This is a genomic window from Falsigemmobacter faecalis (genome assembly GCF_003863335.1).
Lineage (GTDB): Bacteria > Pseudomonadota > Alphaproteobacteria > Rhodobacterales > Rhodobacteraceae > Wagnerdoeblera > Wagnerdoeblera faecalis.
On the sequence record NZ_RRAZ01000003.1, the window covers coordinates 90,065 to 105,125 of the forward strand.

Genomic DNA, 15,061 nt, shown 5'->3' on the forward strand with positions numbered 1-15,061 from the left:
CCGGCACCGACTCCGCATGGCTCATCGGCCTGACCATAGCGGGGGATGACGGCTTTGCCGCGCAAAAAATCTCAACTCAGCAGGGCGGGCCAGAGCGAAAGCACCAAAAGCCCCGCCATCAGCCAGTTAAAGATCTTCAGCCGGACCGGATCCTGCAGCCAGCGCCGCATCAGCGTGCCCGCCAGCGCCCAGGTCGAGACCGAGGGCAGGTTCACCGCCCCGAAGACCGCCGCCACCAGCAGCACCTGACCCGTGGCCTGCCCCGGCGCATAGATCGGGATCGCGCTCAGGGCCATGATCCAGGCCTTGGGGTTCACCCATTGAAAGGCCGCGGCCTGAAGAAAGGTCATCGGCCGCCCGCCGGGCCTTGTCTCACCCTCAGGGGCTGAGGATTGTGAGATCTTCCACGCCAGCCACAGCATATAGACTACGGCCACGACCTTCAGCAGGATCTCCAGCTGCGGCAGGCGGGCGAAAATCCCGCCAAGCCCGAGGCCCACCAGGACCAGCATGACGGTAAAGCCGATGCCGATGCCCAGCATATGCGGCAGGCTGCGCCGGAAACCGAAATTCACCCCTGAGGCCATGAGCATCAGGTTGTTCGGTCCCGGCGTGATCGAGGAGACGAGCGCATAAAGCGTGAGGGCTGAGAGCATGTGCAGATCCATGCCGCAGCTTTGCGCGGAGGCGGGCCGACTTGCCAGAGGGCAGCGGGATTTTGGGTGAAATATTTCCTCAGCCGCTGCGCGCGCCCGACAGGATCAGCGCCGCGCCGCAGAGGCACAAAAGCGCCCCCGCCAGATCGCGCAGCCCCGGGGCCTGGCCCTCAACCGCCCAGAGCCAGCCCAGCGAGCACAGGATATAGATCCCGCCATAGGCCGCATAGGCGCGGCCCGCGAAATCGCTTTCGGCCCGCGTCAGGAGCCAGGCAAAGAGCAGCAGGCCGCCCAGCCCCGGCAAAAGCCAGAGCGCGGATTGCTCCATCCGCGCCCAGGCCCAGAAGGCAAAGCAGCCTGCAATCTCCGCCAGGGCCGCCAGCGCAAAAAGTGCCAGCGTCGGGGCGGCGCTGCCCATCAGGGCAGCATGCTCATCGGATCGACGCTGTCGGCCCCGCGTCGCACCTCAAAGTGCAGGAAGGCCGGATTACCCGCGCGGACCTGGCCGATGGTCTGTCCCCGGCGCACAGTGGCGTCTTTGGCCACCGAAAGGCCGTCGACATTGGCATAGACCGTCAGCAGGTTATTGGCGTGGCGGATCACCACGATCGGTACCTGCCCGGTGTCGCGGGTGATGGCGGCCACGGTGCCGTCGGCTGCGGCACGAACCGGGCTTCCGGCGGCGGCCCCAATGCCGATGCCGTCGTATTTGCCCTTCTGATAGGCGCGGATCACCTTGCCATCCGCAGGCATCGCCAGACGCGAGGCCGTGCTGCTGGTGGTCGGCAATACCGGAGAGGCAGGGGCCGCTCCGGTATTGCCGCCGCCGGCGCGGGTCGGGTTCTCTTTTGGCAGCGGCTTATTGGCCGAGGGCGGCTGCGGCGTGGGCGAGCTTTGCCCCGGCGGATTGACCATCGGCGCGGTGGCCACCGGAGCCGGGGCCGGGGCCGCAGCGGCACTGCGGGTCGCGGTCGGCGGGATCAGCAGATATTGCCCCTCGCGCAGCGTCAGGCTGCTGTTGAGCCCGTTCCAATCCGCCAGCGCCGAGGTGGTCACGCCATATTGCCGCGCGATGGCCTGCGCCGTTTCACCCCGGGCCACGCGGTGACGCGCAGGCTCTACCCCGCCTGCGGTGCTGCCGGAGGTGCCAAAGGGCACCTGGGTGCTGCGCGGCGGCGCGCTGCTTTGTGCCGTGCTGCCGCCGCCTGAGGGGACGCGGTCCAGCGCGGTGGTGGCAATCGCGCCGATATTGGCGGAGCCTCCGGACTGCGCGGGGGCCATCGGCTGGCTCCAGGAGGGGCCACCGCCGCTTTCGGCAACGCGGCCCGGCAGAACCAGAAGCTCGCCGCCCTGCAGCATGATGTCGGGCTGAATGGCATTGGTGCGCGCCATCTGATCGGCGCTGACGCCCAGGCGCGAGGCGATGGTGCCCACGGTCTCGCCGCGCCGCGCCACCACGACCTGATAGCCCGGATAGGAAATGATCCCACGGCTGTCGACCTGCGGACGGCTCATCGAGGCCGACCGCGCCGCATCGGCCGTCGAGCCGAACTGCTGCGGGCGCAGATCCCAGTCCATCGGCTGGCCGTTCTGCGGCATACAGCCCGACAGCATCAGCGCCACCGCGCTTAATGCGACTGCGCCACGCAGCACGGAAGCCTGCCGGGGGGAACGAAGGGTCATGGAAGTGGACATACCTGCTCTGCCTCGTCACCTGGCCGGTTTGATCCCGGCACTGTTTCTCCTGCGGCGGATTACTCCGGCGCGATACCTTCTGTCAGAGGAACGAAGCGCACGGGCCTCAGTTCCTCATAGGCGAAGCCCTCATCAAGGCGGCGCACACGCACCAGCTGCTGCACGGCGTCAGACTGCCCGACGGGGAGAACCATTATACCGCCGATCCGCAACTGGTCCAAGAGGGTGGGGGGCGGATCCTCGGCGGCGGCGGTGACGATGATGCGATCAAAGGGCGCCTGATCGGCAAAAGGCGCCACCGCTTCGCGGCGCGGCGGCACCACCGGCAGATCTGCGCGCGCAGGCGGCAAAGGCCCCAGACTGCCATCGCCGGTGCGGGCGGTGATGTTATGCAGGCCAAGCCGCGCGAAAACCTCTTCGGCCTCGCGCACCAGCCGGCGGTGACGGTCGACGGTATAAACCCGCCGCGCCAGCTGGCTCAGGACCGCTGCCTGATAGCCCGATCCGGTGCCGATTTCGAGCACGATATCGCGCGGCCCGACCTCCAGCGCCTGGGTCATCAGCCCCACGACAGAGGGCTGCGAGATGGTCTGCCCGCAGGCGATCGGCAGCGGCATATCTTCATAGGCCCGCCCGGCGAAATGACCGCGCACGAATTCGCCGCGGTCGATCTTCTCCATGGCCGAGAGCACGGATTTATCCGTCACCCCGCGCGAGCGCAGCGCGAAGAGGAAGCGCATCTTGCGCTCTGCGAGGGTTTCTTCCGTTTCAGAACCCTCGTCTGCGCTCATGTGAACCGTGCCTCAAGATCCGCCAGACGGTCATGCGCCGTCAGATCGCAGCGCATCGGCGTGATCGAGATATAGCCCTCAAGGTTCAGCGCCACATCCGCCCCCGGAGCGGTCTCAGCGCGCTGATCCGCCGAGCGGATCCACAGGAAACGACGGCCCGAGGGGGAGAAATGCGGCTCAACCCCATAGCCGGTGCCCTGGCGGAAGCCCTGGGTGGCGATCTTCACGCCCTTCACATCTTTTGAAGCCCGCGGCGGGAAGTTGACCGAGTAGAAGATCCGGTAATCGCGGTCCTCCTCCCAGATGCCCTTGTCCAGCAGATCGCGGACGACCTGCACGCCGTAGTCGCGGGCCACCTCAAATTCATCTTCCAGGTCTTTGGTCTCCGGGCCGAGAAACTGTGACAGGCCAATGGCTTTGACGCCCTGAAGCGCCCCCTCCATTGCCGCACCCAGGGTGCCGGAATAAAGCGTGTTCTCGCCCGAGTTATTGCCGCGGTTGACGCCTGAGAGGATCAGATCGGGCTTTTGCCCCTCCAGGACGTCAAAGATGCCGACCAGCACGCAGTCTGCGGGGCTGCCCTCGGTCGCATAACGCTTTTCGGCCAGTTTTGAGACCATCATCGGATGGGTATAGCTGATGCAATGCCCCACGCCCGACTGCTCAAAAGCCGGGGCCACAACCCAGACTTCGCCCCCGGGGCCCGCCACCTCAGTGGCAATGGCGATGAGGGTCTTCAGACCCGGTGCATTGATGCCGTCGTCATTGGTCACGAGTATGCGCATGATGATCCTGAGGTCTTTCCGTCTCTCCCGAATAGGGCAGACTTAAAGCCTGCGCATGAAAAAGGGAATTCAAGTGAGGGTTTTTCGCGGCCGGGCCCGCCGGGGGGCGGCATAAATCCCGATCTGTGTTCTTTGCGCCGCAGAAGCCTGCGTTTTTATCGGGCAGAGGCTGATCGCGCAGGATCGCTGCCCGCTTCAGCCTTCCTTAAGACCGTCGGGTCAGAATGGGCGCGTTCACCCCGGGCAGGGAGAGGCGCGTGACCGAATTAAAGCCGGAGCGGCGGGGCGGTTTTCCCCGGAAAGGATCGTCCGACGCGGTCTCAGCGCTGGTGCTGCGCGCGCTGCGGCAGCCTGCGGATCTGGCGGTGCAGACCCTGCTGGCGGGGGCGGTGCGGCTGTGTCCGGGGGCTGTGGGGGCGACACTTCTGCGCCCGCCCGGCGGGGGGCAGCCCGCCTTTCTGCCGGATGAGCATTTTGGCGGTACCGGCCCGCCGGTGGAACTCTGCGCGGATCATCTGAAGGCCTTCCGGCAGGGCCGCAGTTTTTGTGCGCAGGACAGTCTGTTTCTGCCGGTTCCTGGCGACGTCCGGCCTGCGGGTCTGCTGCGTCTCCATCTTTCGCCCGGGGCTGCGGCCCCGACGGCCGCGACCTGCAGGGCCCTCGGCCTGCTGGCCGGGGTTCTGGCGGCGCTGCTCCTGCGGCTTGAGAGTGAGCGTGCCGCACAGGCTGCAGCCCTCGCGCTGGAGGCGACAAAGCAGCGGCTCCACGCCACGCTGCGGGCGATGCCGGATCTGGTGCTCGAAGTCGATGACGACGGGGTCTACACCGATATTCACACCTCTGAACCCGCGCTGCTGGCCCAGGTGCGCGAACAGATGCTGGGCCGTTCTTACCACGACGTGCTGCCCCCCGATGTCGCGGACATCGTGGGAGACGCCATGGAGCGTGCGCGTCATGCGGGGCGGGCACACGGCTGTCGCTACATGCTGAAGATCGCGGGCGGTGAGCGGTGGTTCGAAGCCTCTGTCGGCCGCACCCGGCCCGCGCCGCACCAGCCCGGCGGGGGCTTTGTCGTGGTCGTGCGCGATATCACCGCCGAAGAGCAGCGGCGGACGGAGCTGATCGGGCTGGGCCACGTCGCGCGTCAGATGAGCAATTATGCCCTGATGATGGATGCCGGGTTTCGCGTCACATGGGTGAACCGCGCCTTTGAAGAGCGCTGCGGTTACCGCCTGCCGGAACTTCTCGGCCGTGACCCGCGGGAGGTGCTGCGCCACGCCGAGGCTGACAGCGCCAGTACCGCGCGGATGGATGCGGCCATCGCCGCCTGCCGCCCCGAGCGGGTGGAGGTCTGCAACGCCGATCGCAGCGGCCAGGCCTATTGGGTCGACAGCAGTCTCACGCCGATCCGCGATGAGGCGGGCGGTCTGATCGGCTTTGTCGCGGTTGAGGTCGATATCACCGAGCGGCGCGCCCAGGATCAGGCGCTGGCCGCCGCCTCAGCAGAGGCGGTGCGCGCGCGCGATATCCTGGAAGCTGCAATCAATGTGCTGCCCGATGCCTTTTCGATCTATGATGCGGAGGATCGTCTGGTTCTGTGCAACGAAAAATATCGCGAGTTTTTCGCCCCCATCTCAGATGAAGTAAGGCCCGGTGCCACCCGGGAGGCGCTTTTGCGCAGCGGCCTGCGCCACGGTCGTCACCCGGAAGCCGTGGGGCGCGAAGAAGATTTCATTGCCGAACGGGTGGCCCGCGCCCGCATCTGCCCGGGTGTGGAAGAGGTTCGTCTGGGTGACGGGCGCTGGTATCGCCTTTGGGACCGGCTGACCCCTTCGGGTGAGCGGGTCGGGATGCAGATCGACATCACTGACATCCGCATGACGCAGCAAAAGCTTGAGGATGTGCTCGCGGTTTCGGCAGCGGGGACCTGGGAATATGACAATATGACCGATGTTCTGACCTTCAATGACCGCTGGGCGGAGATGCTGGGATTTGACCCCGGCGCCCTGACGGATGAGGTCCGACGCGCCTGGACAAAGCTGATCCATCCCGAAGATAAAGTCTGGCTGCGGCCGATCTTCCGCGCGCTGGCCACCGGGGAGATCGATGATTTTGCGGTGGAATATCGCCTGCGCCACCAGGAGGGACACTGGATCTGGGTGCAAACGCGCGGCCGGGCGATGCTGCGCAGCCACGACGGCACCTCGCGGCGGCTGGTGGGTGCGAATTTTGACATCACGCCCCTGAAACAGGCCTCGGCCCGGATTGAGCAGATCATCCGCGGCGCTGCCGTCGGCACCTGGGAAGAGGATGAGCGCAGTGGCGAGACCCGCGCCAATGATCTCTGGTGGCAGATGCTGGGCTATGACACCGCGGTCGAGAATTTTGGCGACTGGCGGCGGCTGTTGCATCCCGATGACCGCCGTCAGCTTGACGCGGTGCTTGAACGCGTTCGCACAGGCGAGCAGGAGCAGTTTGAGATCACCATGCGCCTGCGTCACCGCGAGGGGCGATGGGTCTGGGTGCTGTCGCGCGGGCAGGCCACGCAGCGCGCAGATGATGGCCGCACCGAGGTGCTGTCGGGAATCCATATCGATGTCACCGCCGCCAAAGCGCGGGAGATTGATCTGCAGCAGGCCAATGCCAGGCTGCGGGAGGCCCTGGCCGGGCGCGATCTGGCCGAGCGGCGCTTTGCCGATATCGCCGCCGTCTCGCCCGACTGGTTCTGGGAGACTGACAGCGACAGCCGCTTCACCTTTGTTTCCGACGGGTTCGCCGCGCAGACCGGGCGCCCGGTTGCCCGCCTGATGGGTATGGATCTGCGCAGTTTTGCGCGGATGTCTCCCGCCGTCCCGCCTTCAGCCGGTGGCCGTGACTTTGAAGAACGGCTCCGCTGCGGTGAGGTTTTTCGTGATTTCGTCTGGCTTTATCCGGCCCGGCTGGAGGGGGAACGCGAAATCTGGGTCCGCAGCAGCGGGCTGCCCTTCTTCGATGCCGATGGCATCTTTATGGGCTACCGCGGGGTCTCCTCGGATATCACCGATCTTTATCTGGCGAAGGAACGCGCAGAAGCCGCCAGCCGCGCCAAATCGCAGTTTCTGGCCAATATGAGCCATGAAATCCGCACGCCGCTGAACGGTGTTCTGGGCATGGCCGATCTGCTGGCAGCGCGGATCAAAGATCCCGAAGAGCAGTCGATGATCGCCACCATCCGCGACAGCGGAGAGGGTCTTTTGACCGTTTTGAACGACATTCTGGACATCGCGCGGGTGGAGGCCGGAAAGCTTTCCGTGGTGCGGGAGCCGTTCCGCCCCGCCGATCTCGCGGACCGGCTGACGGCGGTCTATGCGCTGCGCGCAGAGCAGCAGGGGCTGTGGTTCACCCTCTGCCGCGATGCCGGGGCCTCCGGGTACCGCTACGGCGATGCCCACCGTCTGCTGCAGGTGCTTTATAATCTGGTCAGCAATGCGCTGAAATTCACGCATGCGGGCGGGGTGGATGTGGCGCTTGTCACTGATGAGGCCGGGGGGCTCTGTATCACGGTGCGCGACAGCGGGATCGGCATGTCGCCCGCGAAACAGGCGCGCGCCTTTGAGGATTTTGAGCAGGCGGATGGGGCCATCACCCGGCGCTATGGCGGCACGGGTCTGGGTCTTGCGATCTCGCGCCGGCTGATCGCGCTGATGGGAGGAGAGATCACTCTGAAGAGCCAGGAGGGCGAAGGGACTGAAATGACGGTGCGCCTGCCCCCCGACCCTGTCCCTGCCGATGCGCTGCCGGGCGAGGTGCGAGCGCAGGCGGATCTGACGGGGATGCGGGTGCTTTTTGCCGACGACAATGCCACCAATCGGTTGATTTTGAAGTCTATGCTTACTCGTCTGGGGGTGGATGTAACGCTGGCCACTGACGGGGGTGAGGCTGTGGCGCTGTCGCAGACCGGGCAGTTTGATGCGCTGCTTCTTGATATCTCCATGCCGGATCTCGATGGGGTGAGCGCGCTGGCGCAGATCAGGGCGACTGCTGCGGCCGGGGCGCGGACGGCACCTCCGGCGGCGGCGGTGACGGCCAATGTGATGACGCATCAGATTGAGAGCTATCTGGCGGCGGGCTTTGACGGCTGCCTGGGGAAACCCTTTCGCCGGACGGATCTGGTGCGGCTGCTGTCAGATTTTCGGAATTCTGCGGCACAGACTTGAAATTTACGCCATTGTCAGGCTTTAGCCCCCTTAATGAGAGAGGCGGGGAGCGGAATGCAGCGCAGTGGCGGAACCCTTCTTACGGCGGCTCTGGCCATTTTGCCGGGGCTGGCGCTGGCCTGTGCGCTGCCGCCTTCGATCGTGATGACGCTGCCGATCAGCCATTACCTGGCCGGGGCCGCGCTGACGGTGGCGCTGACCGCGCTGATGGCGGGGGGCGCGGCCTGGCTGCGGCTGCCCGCGCCGATGGCTCTGGCGCGCTGGCCTGCGGGCAGTGGCGCGGATTGGCTGAGCTATCTTTCTTTTCTGATCTTTCTGGCGCTTCTGCTGACCGGATATGCCGGGCCCCGCGATCCGATGCACAATCTGCTGACCCTGGTTTTCTGGGCCGGGATCTGGGTCGCGCTGCCGCTGCTGTCGCTTTTGACCGGCGATCTCTGGGGGGCGCTGAACCCCTGGCGGGGGCCGGTGCGGATGCTGCGTCTGCTGACCGGCTGGCAGGGACGGATCGGGCTGTCGCGGCTTGGGGCCTGGCCTGCGGTGGCGGGGCTGGCGGGGTTCAGCTGGTTTCAGATCGTCTCGCTGGCGCCGGAAGATCCGCTGATCCTGGCGCAGGCGGCGGGGGCCTATTGGCTGGTGATCTTCGTCGCCGCCTGTCTGGAGGGAGAGGACTGGCTGCGCGAGGGCGAGTTTTTGCACCTGACCTTCGCCATGATTGCCCGGCTGGCGCCTTTGCACCTCAGCACTGAGGGGGGGCAGCGCGTCCTTTCGCTGGGCTGGCCGGGCGCGCATATTCTGACGGCCCCGCCGCTCAGCCGCGCGACACAGGTCTTTGTGCTGTTGCTTCTGGCGGCGCTGTCCTTTGACGGGCTGCAGGCGACCTTCTTCTGGCTGGGGCTGATCGGGGAGAACCCGCTGGAATTTACCGGCCGCTCTGCGGTGCAGGGCGTCAATACCCTGGGACTGATCGGCAGCTTCGCGCTGACGGCAGCGCTGATCTACGGGGCGCTGGCGCTTGGCCGCTGCCTCTCGGGGGAGGTGCTGCCTGCGGGGCCGGTGATGCTGTCGTTTCTCGCGATTGCGGCGGGCTATCACGGGGCGCATTATCTGATGATGCTGCTGACGGCGGGGCAATATCTGCTGCTGGCGCTGAATGATCCTCTGCTGCAGGGCGATGCGTTTCTGGGGCTGGAGCCCTTCTGGGTCTCGATGGGATTTTTGACCGATCGGTCGGTAATGACGGCAATCTGGAACCTGCAATTCGCTTTAATTGTTGGCGTTCATGCGCTCGCCGTCATGTTAGCGCTGCAGATCACGCCGGGGCGGCGAAGCGGACTTGCGCATCTGCCGCTGAGCGTGCTCATGGTCGGTTACACGATATTCGGCCTGTGGCTTTTGTCCTCGCCCACCGGGGTCTGAGCGCTGCAGGATCAAGAGGGGAGAGAGCGCATGTCGCAGTCCGTTATCCACCGCCGCAGCCTTCTTGCGGGTCTGGCCGCCGGGGGGGCGGCTCTGGCACTGCCCGCCCGTTTTGCCTCGGCGCAGTCGGCCGCGCCGATCAAACTGGGGTTTCAGTTGCACCGTACCGGGATCGGCGCCGCCTATGGCCGCTGGTATGAGCGCACCGCCCAGGCCGCGCTGAAGCGGCTGAATGACGCCGGGGGCATCAATGGCCGGCCCGTTGAGATCCTCTTTGAGGATGACGGCACCGACCCGAAACGCGGCTCGGAGGTGGTGGAGAAACTCGCCACTCAGGCGAAATGTGATCTGATTTTCGGGCCGCTTTTCAGCCATGTGGTGATCGGTTCGGCCCCGCGGGCGGGGGAGCTGAAGATCCCCTATCTGGTTTGTTCTGAGGGGTTTCATGTCGCCTCAGGTGCGCTGAACCGCTGGGCCATGCAGCCGGGGATTTCGGATGTGCGTGCGCAATGCACCTCGGTCGCGCCTTTTGTGACGCAGAACCTGGGCAAAAAAGTCACGCTGATCTTCCCGGATTACGCCTTTGGCCATGACCACCGCGATTACTTCTCGGCGGCTGTGAAGGCCCAGGGCGGTGAGGTCGTCGGCATGGTCGCGATCCCGCCCAGCGAGACCAGCTTTACCCGCTATTTCCCGCGCATCCCGCGCGAGACGGAAGTGATCTATCACGTGATGATCGGCCCCGCCGTTCTGACCTTCGTCAAAGAGCTCGGCCAGTTCTACGGCAAGCGCGCGCGGCCGGAGATTTTCGGCTTCATCGACAGCCTTGAGGCGGTGGATCTGAACTCGCCGGGGCTGGAGTTCCTTGAGGGCACCCATTTCTGGGAGGGTCATTGCCGCAATCTTCAGGCCGATGCCACGGAGCATGAAAAGGCTTATCGCGCGGCGGTGGGGGTGGATGACAACGGCGCTTCGGTCTCGGATGCGCGGGATGTCTCGACCTATGGCCATATGTTCTCGGTCTGGGAGACGCTTTCGGTGATCCGCCAGGGCATGGAGGCTGCAGGCTACCAGGGCGTGGCAGACCGCCAGAAATTCGTTGAGGCCGTGGAGGCCATGACCGGCTGGGAGGAAAGCGCCGATCACCCGCAGGGCCGCAAGGTCTTTAACGGCAGGACCCACCAGGTCTTTGCCGAGCAGGCGATCAGCCGGGTTGAGGGCGGTAAACTGATCCGCGTTCATAAGACCGCGATTGAAGACAGCTTCTATCCCGATGCGGTCGATTATACGACGCAAAGCTTCTGAGACTTCGCCCCGCGCCCGGACCGGCGCGGGGCCACAACGGGCCTTCGGTGATGTTTGACCCCTATTTTCTGTTGGCCCTGCTGGAAGGGACGGTCACGGCGGCCATTCTGGCGCTGACCGCCGTGGGCTTAAGCCTGGTTTTTGGCGTGATGCGCGTGGTGAATGTGGCGCATGGCGAATTTCTGATGCTGGGCGCGGTGGTGGCCTGGTATGTGGCGACCTTCGTGCCGGGCCCGCCGCTGATGACCTGGGCTGCGGCGCTGGTCATTGCGCCTCTGGTGGTGGGCGGCGTCGCGGCGCTGGCCGACCGGCTGGTGCTCCGGCGGCTGAACTATGAGGCCGAGGGCACCATCGTCGCCACGATCGGGCTGATGTATATTCTGCAGCAGGCCGTTCTGACGGGCTTTGGCCCCGGCGCGCGGGCGGTGGAGCCGCCCTTTGACTGGATGATCGATACGCCCTGGTTTGGCTATTCCGGCTATAAACTGGCGGTGGTGGGGCTGGCGGCCCTGGTGCTGGGGGCGGTCTGGCTGTTTATGACCCGCTCGCGCGCGGGGCTGGTGATGCGCGCCACGCAGATCGACCGCGATATGGCGCGGGCCTTTGGCATCAATGTTGACCGGGTCTATGCCCTGGTCTTTGCGCTTGGCGCGGGGCTTGCGGCGCTGGCGGCGGTGCTGCTGGTGCCGGTGCAGCAGGCGCATTATCTGATGGGGCATGACCCCATGCTGATGGCCTTTACGGTGGTGATTATCGGCGGGCTTGGCTCTGTGCGCGGCACGCTGATTGCGGCGCTGCTGATCGGGCTGAGCGACGGGGTGATCTCATTTTACTGGTCGCCGCTGCTGGCGAAGATCCTCGCCACGCTGTTCGTGGCGCTGGTGCTGGTCTTTCGGCCCCAGGGGCTGTTCGGAGAGCGCGCATGAACCGGGCCCTTGCCCTTCATCTGATCGTGGTCGCGGCGCTGGCGGCGGGGATTTTCCTTTTGCCGGTCTATCACGCCACCAATCTGGCGCGCATCATGGTGCTGGCGGTCTTTGCCATGGGCTATAACCTGGCCTTTGGCTACACCGGGCTGCTGAGCCTTGGTCATGCGATGTTCTTTGCCGCGGGCATGTATGCGGCGGGGCTGGGGATCACGCTCGGCGGCTGGCCTGCGGGGCTGGCGCTGCTGGCGGGGCCGCTGGCCGGGGGCGCGCTGGCGCTGGCGGCCGGGGCGCTGGCTTTGCGCACGGCCGGGGTCAGCTTTATGATTGTCACCCTGATGCTGGCCCAGGCGGGCTATCTGACCATCCTTTATTACACTCCGATCACGCGGGGCGAAGAGGGCTTCGTGCTGGCCCAGGGCCTGCGGCGGATCGGAGCGTTCGATCTGTCGCAGGATCTGAACCGCGGGCTTTTTGCGCTTGGCCTCTTTACTGCGGGGCTGCTGCTGTCGCTTGCGCTGGTGCGGGCGCGCTTTGGCCGCATCATGGTGGCGATGCGCGAAAACGAAGAGCGCTCGCGGATGCTGGGCTATAATCCCTTCACCGTGAAGCTGGCGGTTATGGGGATTTCCGGGGCCTATGCCGGCGCGGCGGGGGCGGCCTATGCGCTGCTCTTTGGCTCGGTGGGGGCGAGTTTCGGGGCGATTGCCTTCTCGATCCTGCCGCTGCTCTGGGTGCTTTTGGGCGGTGCGGGGACGACGCTTGGCCCGCTTCTGGGGGCGGGGCTGATGTTTTATCTGACCGATATCGCTTCGAGCTATACCTCGGCGCATCAGTTTGTGGTGGGGGCAGCGCTGCTGGTGCTGGTGCTGTTCGCGCCGCGCGGGATCCTTGGCGCTTTGCGCGAAAGGGGGCTGAAATGGCTGCCGTGACGCTGCTGGAGGCCAGGGGGCTGCAACGCCATTTCGGCGGTATTCCGGCGGTCGATGGCGTGGATCTGACGCTGCGGGCGGGAGAGATCCACGCGCTTATCGGGCCGAATGGGGCCGGAAAGACCACGCTGGTCTCGCTTTTGTCGGGGCGGATCACGCCCCAGGCGGGCCGCATTCTCTTTGCCGGAGAAGACATCACCGCGCTTCCCGCGCATCGGCGGGTGGCAAAGGGGATCGCCTATACCTTTCAGATTACGTCGATTTATCCGCGGCTGACGGTCTTTGACAATGTGGCCCTGGCGCTGCGCGACAGCCGCGATCTGCCGCGTGCTGTGGGGGCGGCCCTGGCGCGCACCGGGCTTCAGGCCCTGGCCGGAGAGACCGCCGGAGAGCTGTCTTACGGTCACCAGCGGCTTTTGGAGCTGACCATGGGGCTGGCGCTGAAGCCGCGGCTTTTGATCCTTGATGAGCCGACCCAAGGGCTCGCCAATGAAGACATCGCAGGCTTCAAAGCCCTGGTGCGCAGCCTGGTGCCCGAGACCACCGTTCTGCTGATTGAGCATAATATGGAGGTGGTGATGGATCTTGCGGACCGCATCACAGTGCTGAATTTTGGCCGCAGTCTCGCCAGTGGCACGCCGGCTGAAGTTCGCGCCAATGCCGATGTGCAGGCCGCCTATCTGGGGGGCGATGATGCTGAAGCTTGAGGGGGTATCGGGCGGTTACGGGGCGGTGCAGGTGCTGCGCGGCTTTTCGCTGGAGGTGCCACCGGGGCAGGTGACCTGCCTGATGGGCCGCAACGGCGCGGGCAAAACCAGCGCGCTTCGGGCGATTATGGGGCAGTTGCGGCTGAGCGCGGGCAGCATCACCCTGAACGGTCAGGCGCTGCACAGCCTGCCTGCAGAAGAGGTCCCGAAGACCGGGATCGGCTATGTGCCCCAGGGGCGGCGGCTCTTCGGGCCGCTGAGCGTGCAGGAAAATCTGACCATCGGCTTGATGACGCGCCGCCGCGGTGCTGATCAGCTTGAGCGCGTTCTGACCCTCTTTCCGCGCCTGCGCGAGCGGCTGACGCAGCGCGCCTCCACTCTTTCGGGGGGCGAACAGCAGATGCTGGCCATTGGCCGCGCCCTCTGTCTGGAGCCTTCTGTTTTGTTGCTAGATGAGCCTTCCGAGGGGTTACAGCCTTCGATGGTGGCGCTGATCCGCGAGACGGTGCTGCGCCTGAAGGCGGAGGGCGTGGCCACTCTGCTGGTCGAGCAGCGGGCCGAAACCGTGCTGGCTCTGGCCGATCAGGTCGCCTTTGTCAGCGCCGGTGCAGTGGCAGAGGTGTTCGCGCGGGAAAGCCTGACGAAGGATCATCCGGCCTTCGGTCGCTGGGTGGGAATCTGACGGCTCCCGGCCCCCGGGTTCAGACGCCGGTGCCCTTCAGCACGACATCGACGGTTTTATACATCACTTTGACGTCGTTGAAGAGCGAGAGCTCTTCTTCATAGCGGTCGTCATGCCAGGCGCGCTCGGCAAAGCTGGAGTGGTTGCGCTCGGTCACCTGCCAATAGCCGGTGAGGCCGGGGCGCAGGGCGTAATAGCCCAGACCCGGATACAGCGGCTGCTGGTATTCCAGCATGGGGCGCGGGCCGACCAGGCTCATATCGCCCTTCAGCACGTTCCAAAGCTGCGGCAGCTCATCCAGCGAGGATTTGCGCAGAAAATGGCCGAATTCAGAGATGCGCGGATCATTGCGCAGCTTCTGGGTGCGGTCCCACTCTGCCTTCGCCTCAGGATTTGAGTTGAGATAGCCGGTGATCATCTCATCGGCGTTCACGACCATGGTGCGCAGCTTCCACATCCGGAACAGCTTGCCGTCTTTGCCAACGCGCAGTTGCGAATAGAACGGCCGCCCGCCTTTGCGGGAGACGACGAAGGCCAGCATCAGCACCATGGGCAACACCATGGGAACTGCCAGCAGGACCAGCAGAATATCTGCGACGCGTTTGACGACAGAACGATAAGCTCCGCGTTTCCGGCGATGAGAGGCCCGTAATTTCCTGGCCTGAAGGGCGCGGGGGGCCTGGGGATCTTCAATAAATCGGCCGATGGGAGCTGTCATTTGGCAGTCTTCTCAACAGTGAGCCGGAGCTCTGAAACAGGTGCGACTTTTAACTCGGTTACTAATAAAATTTCCAGGATTAAGCGGGATCCGGAGACTGAAATCTATCCCTTGAGGATCCGGTTCCACTGGAGCCGTTTCAAGGAAACATTAACGGAAAATTGACGCTTCGCGAAGGACATTATCCGCCGATAGCCTGGTTTCCGTCGCAGAAAGAGGGGGGGATTTCCCACTTACCTCAATCTAATG

Annotated in this window: 13 protein-coding genes; 7 read left to right on the forward strand and 6 right to left on the reverse strand. The window is 65.1% G+C overall.

Going from position 1 to position 15,061, the window contains the following annotated elements; all coding sequences use genetic code 11:
- Nucleotides 1-71: 71 nt before the first annotated feature.
- The 5 genes from EG244_RS02630 to surE form a co-directional block, all read right to left on the reverse strand.
- Nucleotides 72-668 (reverse strand): LysE family translocator, encoded by a 597-nt coding sequence (locus EG244_RS02630; RefSeq protein ID WP_124963464.1) that lies wholly within the window; start codon nt 666-668, stop codon nt 72-74.
- A gap of 67 nt (nt 669-735) precedes the next feature.
- Complete coding sequence (locus EG244_RS02635) at nt 736-1,074, reverse strand: YnfA family protein (RefSeq protein WP_124963465.1); 339 nt, start codon at nt 1,072-1,074, stop codon at nt 736-738.
- Nucleotides 1,074-2,339 (reverse strand): peptidoglycan DD-metalloendopeptidase family protein, encoded by a 1,266-nt coding sequence (locus tag EG244_RS02640; RefSeq protein ID WP_124963466.1) that lies wholly within the window; start codon nt 2,337-2,339, stop codon nt 1,074-1,076. The genes EG244_RS02635 and EG244_RS02640 overlap by 1 nt, the downstream gene beginning before the upstream one ends.
- A 71-nt stretch (nt 2,340-2,410) precedes the next feature.
- A complete protein-coding gene (locus EG244_RS02645; protein WP_124963467.1) occupies nt 2,411-3,142 on the reverse strand; it encodes a protein-L-isoaspartate O-methyltransferase family protein in 732 nt (243 codons plus the stop codon).
- Complete coding sequence (gene surE, locus EG244_RS02650) at nt 3,139-3,927, reverse strand: 5'/3'-nucleotidase SurE (protein WP_124963468.1); 789 nt, start codon at nt 3,925-3,927, stop codon at nt 3,139-3,141. The genes EG244_RS02645 and surE overlap by 4 nt, the downstream gene beginning before the upstream one ends.
- A gap of 257 nt (nt 3,928-4,184) precedes the next feature.
- Between surE and EG244_RS02655 the strand changes: the two genes are divergently transcribed.
- From EG244_RS02655 to EG244_RS02685, 7 genes are read left to right on the forward strand one after another with little or no spacing between them, the layout of a single operon-like run.
- Nucleotides 4,185-8,123, forward strand: coding sequence for a PAS domain S-box protein (locus EG244_RS02655; RefSeq protein WP_158617221.1), 3,939 nt, complete (start codon nt 4,185-4,187; stop codon nt 8,121-8,123).
- A 54-nt stretch (nt 8,124-8,177) separates the two neighbouring features.
- Nucleotides 8,178-9,542 (forward strand): hypothetical protein, encoded by a 1,365-nt coding sequence (locus EG244_RS02660; protein ID WP_124963470.1) that lies wholly within the window; start codon nt 8,178-8,180, stop codon nt 9,540-9,542.
- A gap of 30 nt (nt 9,543-9,572) precedes the next feature.
- Nucleotides 9,573-10,847: an ABC transporter substrate-binding protein gene (locus tag EG244_RS02665; protein WP_124963471.1), complete on the forward strand. Its 1,275-nt coding sequence runs from the start codon at nt 9,573-9,575 to the stop codon at nt 10,845-10,847.
- A 47-nt stretch (nt 10,848-10,894) separates the two neighbouring features.
- Nucleotides 10,895-11,773 (forward strand): branched-chain amino acid ABC transporter permease, encoded by an 879-nt coding sequence (locus EG244_RS02670; protein ID WP_124963472.1) that lies wholly within the window; start codon nt 10,895-10,897, stop codon nt 11,771-11,773.
- Nucleotides 11,770-12,705 carry a branched-chain amino acid ABC transporter permease gene (locus EG244_RS02675; protein WP_124963473.1) on the forward strand — a complete coding sequence of 312 codons (936 nt, stop codon included), beginning with the start codon at nt 11,770-11,772 and terminating at the stop codon, nt 12,703-12,705. Before EG244_RS02670 ends, EG244_RS02675 begins: the two co-directional genes overlap by 4 nt.
- Nucleotides 12,702-13,412, forward strand: a complete 711-nt coding sequence (locus EG244_RS02680; protein WP_124963579.1) for an ABC transporter ATP-binding protein — start codon at nt 12,702-12,704, stop codon at nt 13,410-13,412. The genes EG244_RS02675 and EG244_RS02680 overlap by 4 nt, the downstream gene beginning before the upstream one ends.
- On the forward strand, nt 13,399-14,094 hold the full coding sequence (locus tag EG244_RS02685) for an ABC transporter ATP-binding protein (protein ID WP_124963474.1): 696 nt from the start codon (nt 13,399-13,401) through the stop codon (nt 14,092-14,094). The genes EG244_RS02680 and EG244_RS02685 overlap by 14 nt, the downstream gene beginning before the upstream one ends.
- Nucleotides 14,095-14,113: 19 nt before the next feature.
- Here EG244_RS02685 and EG244_RS02690 read toward each other — a convergent pair whose 3' ends face one another.
- Nucleotides 14,114-14,812: a sugar transferase gene (locus EG244_RS02690; protein WP_124963475.1), complete on the reverse strand. Its 699-nt coding sequence runs from the start codon at nt 14,810-14,812 to the stop codon at nt 14,114-14,116.
- Between the last annotated feature and the right edge of the window lie 249 nt (nt 14,813-15,061).

Excerpts from the sequence above, each read along its gene's own strand:
- EG244_RS02675 (WP_124963473.1), top strand. The coding sequence starts at position 11,770 with ATGAACCGGGCCCTTGCCCTTCATCTGATCGTGGTCGCGGCGCTGGCG.
- EG244_RS02635 (WP_124963465.1), bottom strand. The coding sequence starts at position 1,074 with ATGGGCAGCGCCGCCCCGACGCTGGCACTTTTTGCGCTGGCGGCCCTG.
- EG244_RS02660 (WP_124963470.1), top strand. The coding sequence starts at position 8,178 with ATGCAGCGCAGTGGCGGAACCCTTCTTACGGCGGCTCTGGCCATTTTG.
- EG244_RS02640 (WP_124963466.1), bottom strand. The coding sequence starts at position 2,339 with ATGACCCTTCGTTCCCCCCGGCAGGCTTCCGTGCTGCGTGGCGCAGTC.
- EG244_RS02685 (WP_124963474.1), top strand. The coding sequence starts at position 13,399 with ATGCTGAAGCTTGAGGGGGTATCGGGCGGTTACGGGGCGGTGCAGGTG.
- EG244_RS02665 (WP_124963471.1), top strand. The coding sequence starts at position 9,573 with ATGTCGCAGTCCGTTATCCACCGCCGCAGCCTTCTTGCGGGTCTGGCC.
- surE (WP_124963468.1), bottom strand. The coding sequence starts at position 3,927 with ATGCGCATACTCGTGACCAATGACGACGGCATCAATGCACCGGGTCTG.
- EG244_RS02690 (WP_124963475.1), bottom strand. The coding sequence starts at position 14,812 with ATGACAGCTCCCATCGGCCGATTTATTGAAGATCCCCAGGCCCCCCGC.
- EG244_RS02630 (WP_124963464.1), bottom strand. The coding sequence starts at position 668 with ATGGATCTGCACATGCTCTCAGCCCTCACGCTTTATGCGCTCGTCTCC.
- EG244_RS02645 (WP_124963467.1), bottom strand. The coding sequence starts at position 3,142 with ATGAGCGCAGACGAGGGTTCTGAAACGGAAGAAACCCTCGCAGAGCGC.